Source organism: Alcaligenes sp. Marseille-Q7550 (assembly GCF_965112015.1).
In genome coordinates this window covers 1106938-1118813 of record NZ_CBCOPU010000001.1, presented here as the reverse complement: position 1 = coordinate 1118813, position 11876 = coordinate 1106938, and the positions used below count along the sequence as shown (strand labels likewise).

The 11876-nt window shown below is 56.3% G+C and carries 22 protein-coding genes and 1 pseudogene; 18 read left to right on the top strand and 5 right to left on the bottom strand.

Annotated elements, in window-relative coordinates:
- Nucleotides 1–22: 22 nt before the first annotated feature.
- On the bottom strand, nucleotides 23–229 hold the full coding sequence (locus ACWPWO_RS05335) for a hypothetical protein (RefSeq protein ID WP_454004980.1): 207 nt from the start codon (nucleotides 227–229) through the stop codon (nucleotides 23–25).
- Between the two features lie 70 nt (nucleotides 230–299).
- On the opposite strand from ACWPWO_RS05335, the gene ACWPWO_RS05330 reads away from it, so the two are divergent.
- Nucleotides 300–560, top strand: a complete 261-nt coding sequence (locus tag ACWPWO_RS05330; RefSeq protein ID WP_454004978.1) for a hypothetical protein — start codon at nucleotides 300–302, stop codon at nucleotides 558–560.
- Here the strand turns inward: ACWPWO_RS05330 and ACWPWO_RS05325 are convergent.
- On the bottom strand, nucleotides 541–732 hold the full coding sequence (locus ACWPWO_RS05325; RefSeq protein ID WP_454004977.1) for a hypothetical protein: 192 nt from the start codon (nucleotides 730–732) through the stop codon (nucleotides 541–543). The two genes, ACWPWO_RS05330 and ACWPWO_RS05325, sit on opposite strands and share 20 nt — an antisense overlap.
- Before the next feature lie 400 nt (nucleotides 733–1132).
- On the opposite strand from ACWPWO_RS05325, the gene ACWPWO_RS05320 reads away from it, so the two are divergent.
- From ACWPWO_RS05320 to ACWPWO_RS05300, 5 genes are all read left to right on the top strand, one after another.
- Entirely contained in the window at nucleotides 1133–1513 is a 381-nt protein-coding gene (locus ACWPWO_RS05320; RefSeq protein ID WP_454004975.1) for a hypothetical protein, read from the top strand.
- Nucleotides 1514–1616: 103 nt separating this feature from the next.
- Nucleotides 1617–2225 (top strand): hypothetical protein, encoded by a 609-nt coding sequence (locus ACWPWO_RS05315; RefSeq protein WP_454004973.1) that lies wholly within the window; start codon nucleotides 1617–1619, stop codon nucleotides 2223–2225.
- 855 nt (nucleotides 2226–3080) lie between these two features.
- Nucleotides 3081–3305 (top strand): hypothetical protein, encoded by a 225-nt coding sequence (locus ACWPWO_RS05310; RefSeq protein WP_454004971.1) that lies wholly within the window; start codon nucleotides 3081–3083, stop codon nucleotides 3303–3305.
- A 26-nt stretch (nucleotides 3306–3331) separates the two neighbouring features.
- Nucleotides 3332–3562: a hypothetical protein gene (locus tag ACWPWO_RS05305; RefSeq protein WP_454004969.1), complete on the top strand. Its 231-nt coding sequence runs from the start codon at nucleotides 3332–3334 to the stop codon at nucleotides 3560–3562.
- 120 nt (nucleotides 3563–3682) lie between these two features.
- On the top strand, nucleotides 3683–3922 hold the full coding sequence (locus tag ACWPWO_RS05300) for a hypothetical protein (RefSeq protein WP_454004967.1): 240 nt from the start codon (nucleotides 3683–3685) through the stop codon (nucleotides 3920–3922).
- Between the two features lie 36 nt (nucleotides 3923–3958).
- Here the strand turns inward: ACWPWO_RS05300 and ACWPWO_RS05295 are convergent, their stop codons facing one another.
- Nucleotides 3959–4312, bottom strand: a complete 354-nt coding sequence (locus ACWPWO_RS05295; RefSeq protein WP_454004965.1) for a hypothetical protein — start codon at nucleotides 4310–4312, stop codon at nucleotides 3959–3961.
- Between the two features lie 222 nt (nucleotides 4313–4534).
- Here ACWPWO_RS05295 and ACWPWO_RS05290 point away from each other — a divergent pair, with 222 nt between their 5' ends.
- From ACWPWO_RS05290 to ssb, 3 genes and pseudogenes are all read left to right on the top strand, one after another.
- Complete coding sequence (locus ACWPWO_RS05290) at nucleotides 4535–4729, top strand: hypothetical protein (RefSeq protein WP_454004964.1); 195 nt, start codon at nucleotides 4535–4537, stop codon at nucleotides 4727–4729.
- Between the two features lie 79 nt (nucleotides 4730–4808).
- Nucleotides 4809–5036 (top strand): hypothetical protein, encoded by a 228-nt coding sequence (locus ACWPWO_RS05285; protein WP_454004962.1) that lies wholly within the window; start codon nucleotides 4809–4811, stop codon nucleotides 5034–5036.
- A gap of 2 nt (nucleotides 5037–5038) precedes the next feature.
- A pseudogene (gene ssb / locus ACWPWO_RS05280) lies at nucleotides 5039–5368 on the top strand (single-stranded DNA-binding protein); the annotation flags it as partial.
- A gap of 410 nt (nucleotides 5369–5778) precedes the next feature.
- Here ssb and ACWPWO_RS05275 read toward each other — a convergent pair.
- Nucleotides 5779–6006 carry a hypothetical protein gene (locus ACWPWO_RS05275; protein ID WP_454004960.1) on the bottom strand — a complete coding sequence of 76 codons (228 nt, stop codon included), beginning with the start codon at nucleotides 6004–6006 and terminating at the stop codon, nucleotides 5779–5781.
- Nucleotides 6007–6322: 316 nt separating this feature from the next.
- Nucleotides 6323–6541, bottom strand: a complete 219-nt coding sequence (locus ACWPWO_RS05270; RefSeq protein ID WP_454004958.1) for a hypothetical protein — start codon at nucleotides 6539–6541, stop codon at nucleotides 6323–6325.
- Between the two features lie 125 nt (nucleotides 6542–6666).
- On the opposite strand from ACWPWO_RS05270, the gene ACWPWO_RS05265 reads away from it, so the two are divergent.
- From ACWPWO_RS05265 to ACWPWO_RS05225, 9 genes are read left to right on the top strand one after another with little or no spacing between them, the layout of a single operon-like run.
- Nucleotides 6667–7305, top strand: coding sequence for a hypothetical protein (locus ACWPWO_RS05265; RefSeq protein ID WP_454004956.1), 639 nt, complete (start codon nucleotides 6667–6669; stop codon nucleotides 7303–7305).
- Complete coding sequence (locus ACWPWO_RS05260) at nucleotides 7280–7459, top strand: hypothetical protein (protein WP_454004954.1); 180 nt, start codon at nucleotides 7280–7282, stop codon at nucleotides 7457–7459. Before ACWPWO_RS05265 ends, ACWPWO_RS05260 begins: the two co-directional genes overlap by 26 nt.
- Nucleotides 7456–8433 (top strand): hypothetical protein, encoded by a 978-nt coding sequence (locus ACWPWO_RS05255; RefSeq protein ID WP_454004952.1) that lies wholly within the window; start codon nucleotides 7456–7458, stop codon nucleotides 8431–8433. The genes ACWPWO_RS05260 and ACWPWO_RS05255 overlap by 4 nt, the downstream gene beginning before the upstream one ends.
- Nucleotides 8430–9134: a DUF2786 domain-containing protein gene (locus ACWPWO_RS05250; RefSeq protein WP_454004951.1), complete on the top strand. Its 705-nt coding sequence runs from the start codon at nucleotides 8430–8432 to the stop codon at nucleotides 9132–9134. The genes ACWPWO_RS05255 and ACWPWO_RS05250 overlap by 4 nt, the downstream gene beginning before the upstream one ends.
- Nucleotides 9127–9315, top strand: coding sequence for a hypothetical protein (locus ACWPWO_RS05245; protein ID WP_454004949.1), 189 nt, complete (start codon nucleotides 9127–9129; stop codon nucleotides 9313–9315). The genes ACWPWO_RS05250 and ACWPWO_RS05245 overlap by 8 nt, the downstream gene beginning before the upstream one ends.
- Nucleotides 9312–10169 (top strand): ParB/RepB/Spo0J family partition protein, encoded by an 858-nt coding sequence (locus ACWPWO_RS05240; protein WP_454004947.1) that lies wholly within the window; start codon nucleotides 9312–9314, stop codon nucleotides 10167–10169. The genes ACWPWO_RS05245 and ACWPWO_RS05240 overlap by 4 nt, the downstream gene beginning before the upstream one ends.
- Complete coding sequence (locus ACWPWO_RS05235; protein ID WP_454004945.1) at nucleotides 10166–10381, top strand: hypothetical protein; 216 nt, start codon at nucleotides 10166–10168, stop codon at nucleotides 10379–10381. Before ACWPWO_RS05240 ends, ACWPWO_RS05235 begins: the two co-directional genes overlap by 4 nt.
- A gap of 41 nt (nucleotides 10382–10422) precedes the next feature.
- Nucleotides 10423–10638, top strand: a complete 216-nt coding sequence (locus ACWPWO_RS05230) for an excisionase (protein WP_454004943.1) — start codon at nucleotides 10423–10425, stop codon at nucleotides 10636–10638.
- Nucleotides 10608–11843 (top strand): Arm DNA-binding domain-containing protein, encoded by a 1236-nt coding sequence (locus ACWPWO_RS05225; protein WP_454004941.1) that lies wholly within the window; start codon nucleotides 10608–10610, stop codon nucleotides 11841–11843. Before ACWPWO_RS05230 ends, ACWPWO_RS05225 begins: the two co-directional genes overlap by 31 nt.
- The last annotated feature ends 33 nt before the right edge of the window (nucleotides 11844–11876 follow it).

The window sequence follows — 11876 nt, the reverse complement described above, 5'->3', positions numbered from 1 at the left end:
AGCGATTAATACGGAGTGGGAACTACAAATGGAAAAAACCGGGTGTGAAACTCAAAATGCGGGGATGGAAAAAAATCAAATCCCCCGCTTCGAAATCATTGATAGGGCCACTGAGCTGGCGTATCAGGCTTTCAGTAGCCCTACCGATGACCACATTGCCGGCATATACGACCGACTGATTTGGAATGAACTGCATGGGCTGGGCGAAGCTGGCGCCATAACGGTTCATTGAGGTGGTCAATCCCGATCAGGTATGCTTAGAGATTCCAGTAACTAAACTTTTCTGAAAGGAATTGACCGTGATTCATCCAATCGACAATACGCAGGGCGATTTGAAATTGCTGGCGATGGCTATTCAGGCGCTTATCGAAACTCACCCTGATAAAAAGGCATTTCATGCAGCCTTTAAAGAAATCTTCGATAACTCCGGCTTGCATAGCCTTTACGCTGGGGAGAAGGCCCAGCCCCACACAGGCCAGCTCCTGCAAGACATATTTCGAACTGCGCATTCGCAAGCAAAGCTGCCGCAGGACCTGAAGGCTACTGACCAGTCCTCTTGATCCTGTAAACGAACTCAAGGCCGCAGCGAATACCAGATCTCGGATTGCTGGCGATGTCCTTGAAGACGATGTCGAGGATCTCCTCCCGGCGCTGCTCTGCTATTTCGTGCATGTAGCGATGCAGCGCCGGGCGGATCAGCCATAGAACTAGGCGGGCGTACCAGTTACGCATGGGCGCCCCCTTTTGTGATTACGTTTGTGGGGCCGATGGGGATCAGGCCATCAGGGGTTGGGTCTTGGGTTGGGTCGGGGGTGTTGGGCATGGGGTGCTCCGCGGTCGAAAGTTCCGAAAATTCAGCTATCAGGTCAGCTGCCTCCAGGCGATGGTCCGCTCGCACCAACCTTGCGATCACGTCAATAGACGGCTTTTTCCCCCGCCACTTCGTAGCGATCTGCCACAAATAGCCAGCATTCACACCGGCCTTATGCGCTAGCGCCTGACGACCGTGACGGTCCAAAGAAAGGTAGAGGTCAGATAGCTTCATACCAAAAGATTAGCGCCGCGCTATGCCTCATGTCAATAGCGCGGCGCTACGCCCCAGCATTAGCACTGCGCTGTTTAATTGAGAGCTATGAAAACTGTCGAAGAAGTGCGCCGCATAAGACTTAAGATGCTCATCAACGAGGTGGGCGGCACAGCTGCGGACCTTAATAGGGCAACCGGCAAAATAGACAGGGACTCGACCTATAGCCAGATCCTGAACCAGTCACTTGGGAGCAAGACCAAAAAGCCCAAGCAGATGGGCTCTCCAATGGCCAGATCCTTGGAAGAGGAACGTGGAAAACCGACTGGATGGATGGATACAGATCCAGACTTGTCAGATGACGCCTGGCCCTTTCCCTCTATCAAAAAAAGCCGCATCTTGGCCTTAGATCGCCTTGACATCGTGCGTCTCGAAGCGGCTTTGCGCGTCTCCGCTAAGGAGCTAGGTTTAGACATAGAGAAAGATTGAGCCAGTCTCCACACAACAAAAGGCAGATCGTCCGATTCTGCCTTTTCATTACAGCCTAACGTAACAAAACGTTTAAACTGAAAGTAAACAATTAGGAGGTAGCATGAAACTCAAGGTGTTGGCGGCTGTCATATCTGCAGGCCTGCTCCAAGCTTGCGCCTACAAAGGCCATATCGATAGCGTAAGTGGCGCGGCGGAAATCATGCCCACAAGGCGACTGGAAGCCAATGCGGAGGTTAGGTTTGAGCCTGAGCTGTTAAGCGTTTCACAGCGAGTTAACACGGGCTTTATCTGCGGCGCCCACAATTACACTATCACCCCTGGCGTTGCCATTGCTGACTCCATCATGCGCACGCTTGAGGGAGCATTCAAGCAGGTCGTGAGAATAGACAGCCAGCAAACCACATCAGGCGCCTATTTTTTAGATTTTTCGCTAGACGATTTCTCTCCTCGCCTACGCTTCAACCCTGGCTTTTGGATGGCTACGCCCGAAGCAAATGTAGATTTATCTATACGTGTGAGGGCTTGGAAGGACACTGGCGAACTTGCATTCCAAACAACCGCGCGAGGACAGGGCCGACACGAAGACGGATCGGGCGGTTGCGGCGACGGCATGCCTGTCGTCGAGCAAGCTACGCGCCAAGCCGTGCAACGCGCCATGGAGGATCTAGTACAAAAACTGATCAACAGCCGCGCCTTAACCGACACTTGAGCGTTTCACCTATACCGCAACAATCCACCCGCCCTTTGAGCGGGTTTTTTTCGCCCTCAGCCCCGAGACTTGTACGAAGCAGTTTGATTCGGGGCATAAAGCGGCCAAGTTTGGCAACGCTATTGACCCAATTAACTGTACGGATATACAGTATCCGTATTCCACCCGCCCCCTCCCCGTAGAACACGCGTTAACCAGATCCCGTATGGATGCGCCCACTTGCACGTAACAGCAGCCCGTGGCGCTCGGAGAACTAGATGAAGAAGTCCGACCGAAAAAAGCAAAGACGTAACCCGCATGACGTACCCGCCCAGAAAGGCGCGAAACTCCCGGCCACCGACGCACAAAGGCTATACCCCCACAGGCCTGTACAAAGACTCGAAACCTTTGAGCTTGAGAGCGCTGCGATCCAAGAAATTTTAGACGCAGTCGTAAGGCTCCAGACCTACATAGCCCTGCGCCAGCGTCGCCAATAGTTCGCCCAGCAGATCGTCGCTCTGAGCACTTTTCAAGACCCGCGATAGCGGGTTTTTTCTCGCAATCTAAATTAGCGCCGCGCTATTGACCAAATGATTAGCGCTGCGCTAATATTCGTTCAAGCTCTTTAACAACCCGCATACCAATAGCACCGGCAGCCTGTCTGCAGGTGCGCGGCATCCCTTCCGTGTCCAGTCCAGCCAAGCGCGGTAAACGGTGAACAGGGTGAGGCGCAGACGGCCAAAAACGGTAACGGTCATGCCGGTTGGAATCCCGGCCATAGGCCCCCTTTGGTGGGGCCGCATCTGAAACCGCCCTACTCAGGGCGGTTTTTCATGCGAACAAAGAAGTGAAAGTGACTTTCAAGGAGAGCAGCAAATGGCCTATGTGCGCCTGAATGTCGATGTCGACATTGATATGTCTGAGTTTGAAACCGATGAACTGGTGGCTGAGCTGGATAGACGATGCAAGTCGCCAACGGACGAGATTGACCACGGCCCGGCTCTACAAGCGATGTTTACCGCCCTGGCACCCGGTCAGGAACAGGAGGCCTTGAAGCTGCTGCGCACTTATCTGTGCGACTGCCTGGGCCGCGTCATGTAACCCGCCCCCGAACATAGGAGAAAGGCATGAACTACAACCGCATGACTATCCGCGAAGCTGCGGCAGGGTTTGAAGTTTTCAAGATGAAGCCGGCCCATGCATACGCTGGGAGCGTGAGCGGCGGCGGGTATCGAAAAACCACGTTCGCCGTCAGCAGGATCGCGAAGCCGCTGTTTTGTGGCAGCTACGCCGAATGCGCCGGGTTCATTCAAATGAGCGGCGCGGAATTCATGAGCGAACACGGCTTGCCAGTCTGACAACCCATTCCCGGAGATAGGAGGACGCCATGTCCGCATTCTGTGTATTTGGTATGACCGAGCCGCTGGCCAAGACGCTGGCGGCGCGTAAAGCCCCCCCCCAGTGACAAGCTGAAAGCAATGAGCGATGAAGATCTGCGCAAATGGTATGCAGATCAGGCCGCCAAGATATTGGAATCAGGCAAGCACCGGCAGGTGTCGCCTGAGTTTGATGCGCCGCAGTTCTGCCAGGACTGGATTGAGCTGGCGCGAAAGACCGTCGGGCATGACGGTCTACGCATCATGGTTCGCGGCGAGCGGCCCGGCGGCGCGGTAAGCAAGCGAACGGGCAAGCCGATCATGGCATGGCTACCCTACTGAACTATCACCCGGCCAGGCGGGCCGGCTGTAGGGAGCCTAAGCATTTGATCGGGATACATACCACAAATAAGCGATGCCAAGCGGAGCAATGAACCAAGCGCACAGAAACAACGCGAAATTAATGATGAATTTAGCTATTAGCATCACCAAAGCGTTCAGGAAAAAAACATTATCCCCAAGCACGAAGCGCTTCAATTCATCATAGACGAGCTTCGAGAATGGAAAAAGCGCCAAACATATCAGACCTGGGAATGTTCGCTTCCAAAAGAAACCGTCCGGCCAGCCAGCTTGATAATCCATGAAGACAAACAAGGCAAAAAAAGCTAAGCCAATAGCGTAAGCCCTAAGCAAATACTCTCGTCGTATTGATCCAAAAATTCTAGTAAGCATTCAGCACCACCTAATAGAGACAAAACCAATTCAAGCCAAGCGATCATAACAGCACTTGCTCATTGAAGTCGCCAAAAGCCATGAGCCTCTGGAATGAGGCCATGCAGTCTAAGTACAGCATACATTACGCCAGCCTGAGAGCGCACAGGCCCATGGCCCGCATGGTGAGAGCGGGCGCCATCCCTCCCGGCCATCCCGGCCACACTCTCAAGGAACCTACCCATGACGCAAATTGCCGTCGGCAAAACTGTTGCCATCAAAACCGGCTCGGTCCGATCCAAGAACCTGACCGAGCAGAACGCCACCATCACCGCGGTTACCAAGAAAGGCCGTGGGCACACAGTGAAATACACGGCTGGCGGCAAGGAATACGCCCTGCCCTACGCCAAGTTTGAAGCCAGCATCGCCCGCGCCTGACGCCGCGTACCCGCTCCGGCCCTGCCTTTCCGTCTGGAGCGCAGGGCCTCTTTCTGCCTATTCATTTCAGGAGACCAGTATGTCGGCTCTTGCCTACCTGTTTCTGATTTTTTGCGTCTTCGGCCTGGCCGGTATGCTGGATAGTGCCTGGCTACGGGTTGTACGTCCGCGGCTGGCGGCCCGCTACGGCTGGCAGCCCAGTGCTGATGACTGGCATATCCCTAACTCGGCCTGGGTCGGCTGCTGCGCCATCGCCCTGGGCTTGTATGTCACCTTGCGCCACGTCGCCCCCGCTGCAGGATTCTGAATATGGCATCAGTGAACAAAGTGATTTTGGTCGGTAACCTCGGACGGGATCCGGAGGTCCGATACAACCCCGACGGCGGCGCCGTCTGCAACATTTCCATCGCGACTACTTCTGCCTGGACAGACAAGGCTTCCGGACAGCGGCAGGAGGTCACAGAGTGGCACCGCGTCGTGTTCTACAACCGCCTGGCCGAGATCGCCGGCGAATACCTACGCAAGGGCCGCTCCGTCTACGTGGAAGGCCGCCTGCGCACCCGCAAGTGGACCGGCCAGGACGGCCAGGAGCGCTACACCACTGAAATTATCGCCGAACAGATGCAGATGCTGGGCGGTGCGGCTGAAATAAATTAACTCAATATATCGTTAATGTTCTTTTGATAGCCGGCAATGCCACGCTCAGCCTCTTCCGCGCTATCAGCTCCAACTCGTATCAGAAATACCGTGTCAGACTCCGCCCCCTTAGCTGGTCAACGAGTTTGCTCACTTCTCGAGCGGTTTCAACTGCAATTAATTCTTCCTGGGTTACCGCTAGTGCATCCGCGATCGCTGGGGTGCACTCCGCCTTGACCCGATTTAAGCGCCCTACGTTCTGAGCAGCAATTCTCTCGCGCCCTCTACGCAGAAGCACCTGCCATTCTTGCAGTTCCATTTCTACCTCCCGCCTGGCATAAACCAGTTCGAAAAAAGAAGCAGGCCAGTGACCTGCTTGATGAAACAGTGAGCTTGACGCAATTCAGCCTAACTTAATTCCGACCGAAATTGCTGAGCGTAGAGGATATTAGGTAATCCACAGCCTTCGTCGATTCATTGGCCAACACTGCATCACTCACCCAGCGATATTCGGCCCCGCCAATAATGCCAGTTTTCGCTTTCTCGCCCAGAGCCTGTAAATCAATACCTTGTGCTTGAGCCTCGGCCAAAAGGGCAACGGCCGCTTGTTCAACACATGTTTCACGATTTTCCTCAGACATACGTTCTCCAAAAAAGTTAATCCGACCATGACATTACTTTGGAAAAGCTTATATAGCAACCAGGGAGGAAAAGATGAAAAAGCAGTTTTCAGCCGGCGACGAGCCGCCACAAACCATTGCCCCGCCTTCGACACATCGAGCCGGGGCAAATTTTTACCGTTCGCCATGACCCCGTGCCCCGCGTGCTGCTGCACAAAACAGGGCGCCACGGTCATTTCAACAACGGATATGCATCCCTCTGCCATGAGCTGGATCCCAGCTGCATGGTGTGGGGTGAGAACGGATGGAGAGCCAAGGCGTAACGGTCAAAGCGCCTTCAGGCTTCGTGGCGTTTTTCCCGTATCGCCTTGCGAGCAAGATCGCGGGCAGCCTCGGAAGCCTCTTCGCCTGTCTCATATAAGCCAGTGCGATCTCTTAGGCAAAGCGAATCAACCCTGTAACGACCTTCATAGCCCTTTCCCACGGGCACCGTTGAAACCATGCATTCATACCCATCAATCATTTCAGTGATCGGTTCGGAATAAGGAACAGACATTGTCAGCACTCCAGTTCTAAATGCGTAAAAACTCAGTTGGCCAATAGGCTGGCCAGGACAATCATATGGCAAATCAATATCAAATCAACGAACTGCAGTTCCTAAGAGACGTGGAGAGCCACGTCATGGAAATCATCAAAGAGGACGGCCTGCACCGGCACGTTCGATTTCGCCGGCCCGGCACGATGTGCATGCACTTCGATCTGATCACCTGGCCCGGATACCTCTGCTACACGGGCGACATGGGTACGTACGTGTTCCAGCGCCTGGAGGATATGTTCAAGTTCTTCCGTGTTGACCGCGAGTACGCCAAGCTCGATGGAGAGCGGCTGGGCATCAATGTGGACTATTGGGCTGAAAAACTCCAGGCCGTTGGCGGGAATCGTCACAAGGCATCCGCCGTGGAGTTCGATGAAACCGAGTTCCGGCGAGCGATCAATGAGTACCGGATCAGCTGGATACGCGAAGCGCGCAACGGTGGCCTTCTTGATGAGTCTGCCCGCCGCGACCTCTGGGAAGACGTGGAGCATCGGGTCTTGGGAGAGATTGATAACGGCGGCGAGCGAGCCATGCACGCCGCCTTTGATTTCTCTTGGCGTGACCACAGCAGCCGCAAGGTTTGGCAGTTCGACGACCTCTTCGAACACGACTTCACCCGGTACACCAGCCGCTTTATCTGGTGCTGCTACGCCCTGGCTTGGGGCATCCAAAAATACGACGAACACAAGGAGGCCACCAATGCGCCAGAGCCAGCCCATGCATGACGACATGCGCCGCAACCCCGTTCAGGCCCTCAGTCAGGAGACCATCAACCTGCAGCGCGCCGCCCAGGTCTACGGCACACGCGCATTCATCCCGGTGGTGTCGAACGCCGCCCCCAATACTGAATACCACCTGCTGAAGGAGAAGAACCGATGAGCACCAGCACTCAAAAGCAGGCCAAGCCTTCCGCGGGTGTAGAGCCGATCGCCTACAGAGTCCCGAGCGGCACCGCGCATGCAATGCGGATCAAGAGGTACCAGGACGCAGCCAGCTTTGGCGGCGACAAAAAAAAGCTCCATGAGGCAGCCGAGAAATTTGGCTGGAAACCGCTCTTTGCCGCCCCTGTGAGCGCGGAGCCGGTGGGTTACGTCAGCAAGCAAGCTATCGGGCGATTTCAGGATGGCCGTCACGCTGATATCTATCCAAGCATCGAAGAACTGGCCCACGAGTTTTTTGACGCAACGCCCATGGCTTTGTACGCCGCCCCCGTTGCCGCCCAGGCGCAGCCACCAGCAGGATGGGAATGGAAGCTATGCCCGGTCGGGCTGAGCGCTGAGACATTTGCGGCCGCCCAGGCGCAGCTTGAGAAGGGGTGCAAGCGCAGCCACCCTCACGAGAATATGTCGCCCGAATGCGAAGCTCTTACCAAAGCGGCACGAGTAGCGAACCAAGCAGCCCAGGCCCAGCCCCTCCCCGGTAGCCTGATTCCCAGTGCGCCCGATCTGGAGTATCTGCGCGGCGCAACCGAAAACACCGCGCTGCCGGCATTCCTGCGCGGGCAGATCGCGGCTGCTGGGCATTGCGAGAACTGCGATGCAGCCCAAGACTGCCACCCCGAAGACCTCCGCGCCCTGCTGGCTGAGAGGGCTGCTCTACGCGATGCGCTTGCCGGCGTCCTTGTGGATGACCTGCTGCCCCTACTACCTGCGGAATACATCGCAAAAGTGCGTGCCGTACTCGCCCAGCAGGACGCCGACAAGGCGGATGCGGACCCGCTCCAAGGCGCAGCCGAGTGGCTGGTGAATGGCTGCGGCGTGACGAGCATATCCAAACTGGCAAGAAGCCTATCAATTGGCTACAACCGCGCCAATCGACTGCTGGAAGCAGCCCGTAAGGAGGCAGGCCAATGAGCCAAGACGACAAAGAACGCCACATCGAGCGCATCAGGAAACTGCTTGCTCTCTCTGGCTCCAGCAACGAACACGAGGCAGCAATTGCCAGGCGCCGCGCCGAAGTCTTGATGGAGAAGTACGCCATTTCCCAGGCTATGCTCGGGCAAGCTGAGTTCGGTTCAGGAGATTTCGAGACGGACACAAAAGATAGCGCGATCTGGAAGCACAAATTGTTTACGGCTATTGGCTTCATATTCGGGTGTGCGACGGCTTACTACACCAGCCGGAACCAAAAGCTAACCTATACCTTCTACGGGAAAAAGCCCAGCGTCGAAATCGCTTTGTATGTCTGCGAGGTCGTTACCCGCTCCCTAAAGCAAAGTTGGAAGAACCATCTTCAGGAGCTGAAACTCCGCGGCCTTAATTCCAGCGCCAAAGCCAGAGCTGATTTTCATTATCACTTCTCTATCGGCGTGACCCGCAAGATCAGCGAAGTGTTTCACGGCATGAGCGAGCAGGAAAAAGCCCGCCTGGATGATGAGCTTTCCCAATCCCAAGAACAGGTAGCGGACTTTCCCAAGGCCAGAACAAGAGCTGTCCGGGACAAGGAATACGACCGAACGGCCTCTCTCGCTGGCTACCGTGCAGGCCAGTCGCAAACCATCAACATCGGTGTCGGGCAGCACACAAGCTGCCAAATCGGAGCCAGCCATGGCTGACTGGCAGATCCTCCAGCAAGTGCTAGCCCGCCTACAGCAGATGCAGCAGGACCGATCCCGCATCATCGTAGACGGGCGGGCCATCACAGACGGCACCGGTTGCGATCTGTTCTACACCGGCACGGCGGTTGCCGACGCGCTGCGGGGACTTGACGAAAACAAGAAGGAGGGCAGACGGTGACGACGTTTAAGAAAATGATCGGCGACAAGACGATCAAGCGGGCGGACGCGATGAAAATCCGCTATCAGGATCTACACATCAAACCCGGCTTCAACCTCCGGATCCCTACGGATCAGCTGCCGGAGAATCTAAGGAAAGAGGCCGAGGAGAACGACGAGCAGCTGTTCCAGCACATCATGGCCGGCAAGCCCTACCCTCCGCTGGAGGTGAAGCCCCGCCAGGAGGGCGGCGTCTGGATTGTCGAAGGCCACCGCCGCCACATGCAAATTGGAAGAGCCATTGATGCCGGCGCACCGATTCAGAGCGAGGATGGCGAAGTCTGGGTCCCCATCACCCAGTTCACAGGCAACGACGCCGATAGCACGCTGCGCATCATGTCCAGCCAGGACAACAGGAAGCTGTTGACCCTGGAGATCGCACGAGGTTATCTGCGACTGATCGGGTTCGGCTGGACGGTGGCGCGGATCGCCCAGGAGCGCAACAAATCACGGACACACGTGGAGGGCATGTTGCTACTCGCCACAGCGAACAGCGACGTTCAAACAGCGGTGCTGTCTGGCCTGATCGCTCCCTCGGCAGCCATTGAGCTGATCCGGCAGCACGGCGAGCGGGCAGGAGATGTGATCGCCCAGGCTGCCCAGCGGGCTCAGGCTGAGGGCAAAGAGAAAGTCACGCCCAGGATCGCCGCGGCCCGCCCTCGGCTGACAGTTAAAACTCTCGCGCCCCCGCTGCAGAAATTCCTGGCGGCGGCTTGTGAATACGAACGAACAGAACAGGGTGGCGCGGACTATGTCCTGGTGCCAGCCCAGGCCCTGCAGGATCTGCAGACCATCATGAGTATGGAGAAAGAATGAAAGCTATTTGCGAACGACATAGGGAAGCCCAAGCCCACCGCGGCCGCCAGTGTGTTGCGTGCGAGATCGAGGATCTGCAGCTGCAGATCACGCGGGCTCAACTGCCAGCCACCGCCATGTGGAACTGGATGAACAACCCAGTCAACGCCAAGGATCTGACAGGCGACGAACTGCGGCTGCGTTTCTTGCGGGAGTTCCGCCAGACGCAATGACCCGGCAAGGCCGGCCATAGACACATGAAACGAGGCTGATTATGAGCATCAATAAATTGGGGATCGCGCCAGCACGCTATGTCCGGCTGCCTCTGTTCGAGGCAATCACCGGCTACACCGAAAAAGCGGCTCGACGAAAAATCGAAGATGGGGTGTGGCTGCAGGACCGGGAGTACCGCCGCGCCCCCGATGGAAACATTCTTGTTGACCTGGAGGGCTACCTGAAATGGGTGGAAAGCGCGAATACAAGGGGGTAAGGCCAGAAGGCGACGCAATTCAGGTTGATTTTCGCTGGAAGGGGAGGCGGCTACGGCCCACCCTCAACCTGAAGCCCACGGCCGCCAATCTGCGACATGCGGAGCGGATCCGCGCCGACATTCTGCAGGACATACGCCGGGGCGAATTCAACATCCATAAGTATTTCCCGGACTACAAGCACGCCGACGACCACGCCCCCGCCAATGCAGGAGCGTCGCGCACGCTTCGGGATTGGGCCGCTGTCTGGGCGTCGCTTGCGGCCCGCTCTCTGGATGACTCCACCATCCGCATTTACAAGCGTCACCTGAACGCATACTGGCTGGCCCCATTCGGAGACGAAATGCCGGCCGCAATCACTCACGAGAAAATTCTGACCCATCTTGCATTACTGAGCACCGAGCGGATAGATGAGGTGACAGGGAAAGTAAAGCGACCACTGGCGGCCAAGACACAAAACAATATTCTCATACCACTCAAGTCGGTTTTCGAGTTGATCTGTAAAGCAGATCGAAGCATCGACAACCCAACGGAAGGCATCGAGAATATCCGTACCCAGAAAGCCCTCCCGGACCCTTTCAGCCTGGAAGAAATTGAAGTCATCCTGGCAACGCTCGTGAAACAGCAGGGCAAGGAAATGGCCGACTATTTCGAATTCGCGACTTTCGCCGGCCTGCGCCCGAGCGAACAGATTGCCCTGCTCTGGGAGGATGTCGATCTACGTTCCGGGGTTGTCGTTGTCCGGCGCTCCAGAGTCCTGGCCACGGACAAAGAGCGGACAAAGACGAAGGTGCGCCGCGAAGTTGAGCTGAACGCTCGGGCGCTGGCTGTGATTGAAAGGCAGAGGCCCAGGACCCAGATGGCGGGCGAGCATGTCTTCCGGTGCCCCTCGACCGGGAAGCCATGGCACGATGACCAGGTGCAACGCAGGGTGTGGGAGCAGGCCCTCAAGCTCGCAAGAGTCCGCCATCGCCCCCCAAAAGAGTGCCGGGATACCAGCGTAACGCTGGCCCTGCTCTCCGGCGCCGATCCCGTCTGGGTGGCAAAGCAACATGGCCACAGCCTGACTGTCATGATGCGTGATTACGCAAAATGGATTGCCGGCGCAGACAGGGGGAGAAATCTCGCGGCGATGAACCGGATGTACGGCCAGGAGAAAGCCGTATGGTCAGTTGATGGTCAGAGAAACGGTACGACCGAAAAGTGAAAAAGAAAAAGCCCCTGAAGAATCAGGGGCTTA

Coding starts and splice junctions, on each gene's coding strand:
- ACWPWO_RS05335 (WP_454004980.1), bottom strand. CDS start 229: ATGAACCGTTATGGCGCCAGCTTCGCCCAGCCCATGCAGTTCATTCCA.
- ACWPWO_RS05325 (WP_454004977.1), bottom strand. CDS start 732: ATGCGTAACTGGTACGCCCGCCTAGTTCTATGGCTGATCCGCCCGGCG.
- ACWPWO_RS05320 (WP_454004975.1), top strand. CDS start 1,133: ATGAAAACTGTCGAAGAAGTGCGCCGCATAAGACTTAAGATGCTCATC.
- ACWPWO_RS05315 (WP_454004973.1), top strand. CDS start 1,617: ATGAAACTCAAGGTGTTGGCGGCTGTCATATCTGCAGGCCTGCTCCAA.
- ACWPWO_RS05310 (WP_454004971.1), top strand. CDS start 3,081: ATGGCCTATGTGCGCCTGAATGTCGATGTCGACATTGATATGTCTGAG.
- ACWPWO_RS05305 (WP_454004969.1), top strand. CDS start 3,332: ATGAACTACAACCGCATGACTATCCGCGAAGCTGCGGCAGGGTTTGAA.
- ACWPWO_RS05300 (WP_454004967.1), top strand. CDS start 3,683: ATGAGCGATGAAGATCTGCGCAAATGGTATGCAGATCAGGCCGCCAAG.
- ACWPWO_RS05295 (WP_454004965.1), bottom strand. CDS start 4,312: ATGCTTACTAGAATTTTTGGATCAATACGACGAGAGTATTTGCTTAGG.
- ACWPWO_RS05290 (WP_454004964.1), top strand. CDS start 4,535: ATGACGCAAATTGCCGTCGGCAAAACTGTTGCCATCAAAACCGGCTCG.
- ACWPWO_RS05285 (WP_454004962.1), top strand. CDS start 4,809: ATGTCGGCTCTTGCCTACCTGTTTCTGATTTTTTGCGTCTTCGGCCTG.
- ACWPWO_RS05275 (WP_454004960.1), bottom strand. CDS start 6,006: ATGTCTGAGGAAAATCGTGAAACATGTGTTGAACAAGCGGCCGTTGCC.
- ACWPWO_RS05270 (WP_454004958.1), bottom strand. CDS start 6,541: ATGTCTGTTCCTTATTCCGAACCGATCACTGAAATGATTGATGGGTAT.
- ACWPWO_RS05265 (WP_454004956.1), top strand. CDS start 6,667: ATGGAAATCATCAAAGAGGACGGCCTGCACCGGCACGTTCGATTTCGC.
- ACWPWO_RS05260 (WP_454004954.1), top strand. CDS start 7,280: ATGCGCCAGAGCCAGCCCATGCATGACGACATGCGCCGCAACCCCGTT.
- ACWPWO_RS05255 (WP_454004952.1), top strand. CDS start 7,456: ATGAGCACCAGCACTCAAAAGCAGGCCAAGCCTTCCGCGGGTGTAGAG.
- ACWPWO_RS05250 (WP_454004951.1), top strand. CDS start 8,430: ATGAGCCAAGACGACAAAGAACGCCACATCGAGCGCATCAGGAAACTG.
- ACWPWO_RS05245 (WP_454004949.1), top strand. CDS start 9,127: ATGGCTGACTGGCAGATCCTCCAGCAAGTGCTAGCCCGCCTACAGCAG.
- ACWPWO_RS05235 (WP_454004945.1), top strand. CDS start 10,166: ATGAAAGCTATTTGCGAACGACATAGGGAAGCCCAAGCCCACCGCGGC.
- ACWPWO_RS05230 (WP_454004943.1), top strand. CDS start 10,423: ATGAGCATCAATAAATTGGGGATCGCGCCAGCACGCTATGTCCGGCTG.
- ACWPWO_RS05225 (WP_454004941.1), top strand. CDS start 10,608: ATGGGTGGAAAGCGCGAATACAAGGGGGTAAGGCCAGAAGGCGACGCA.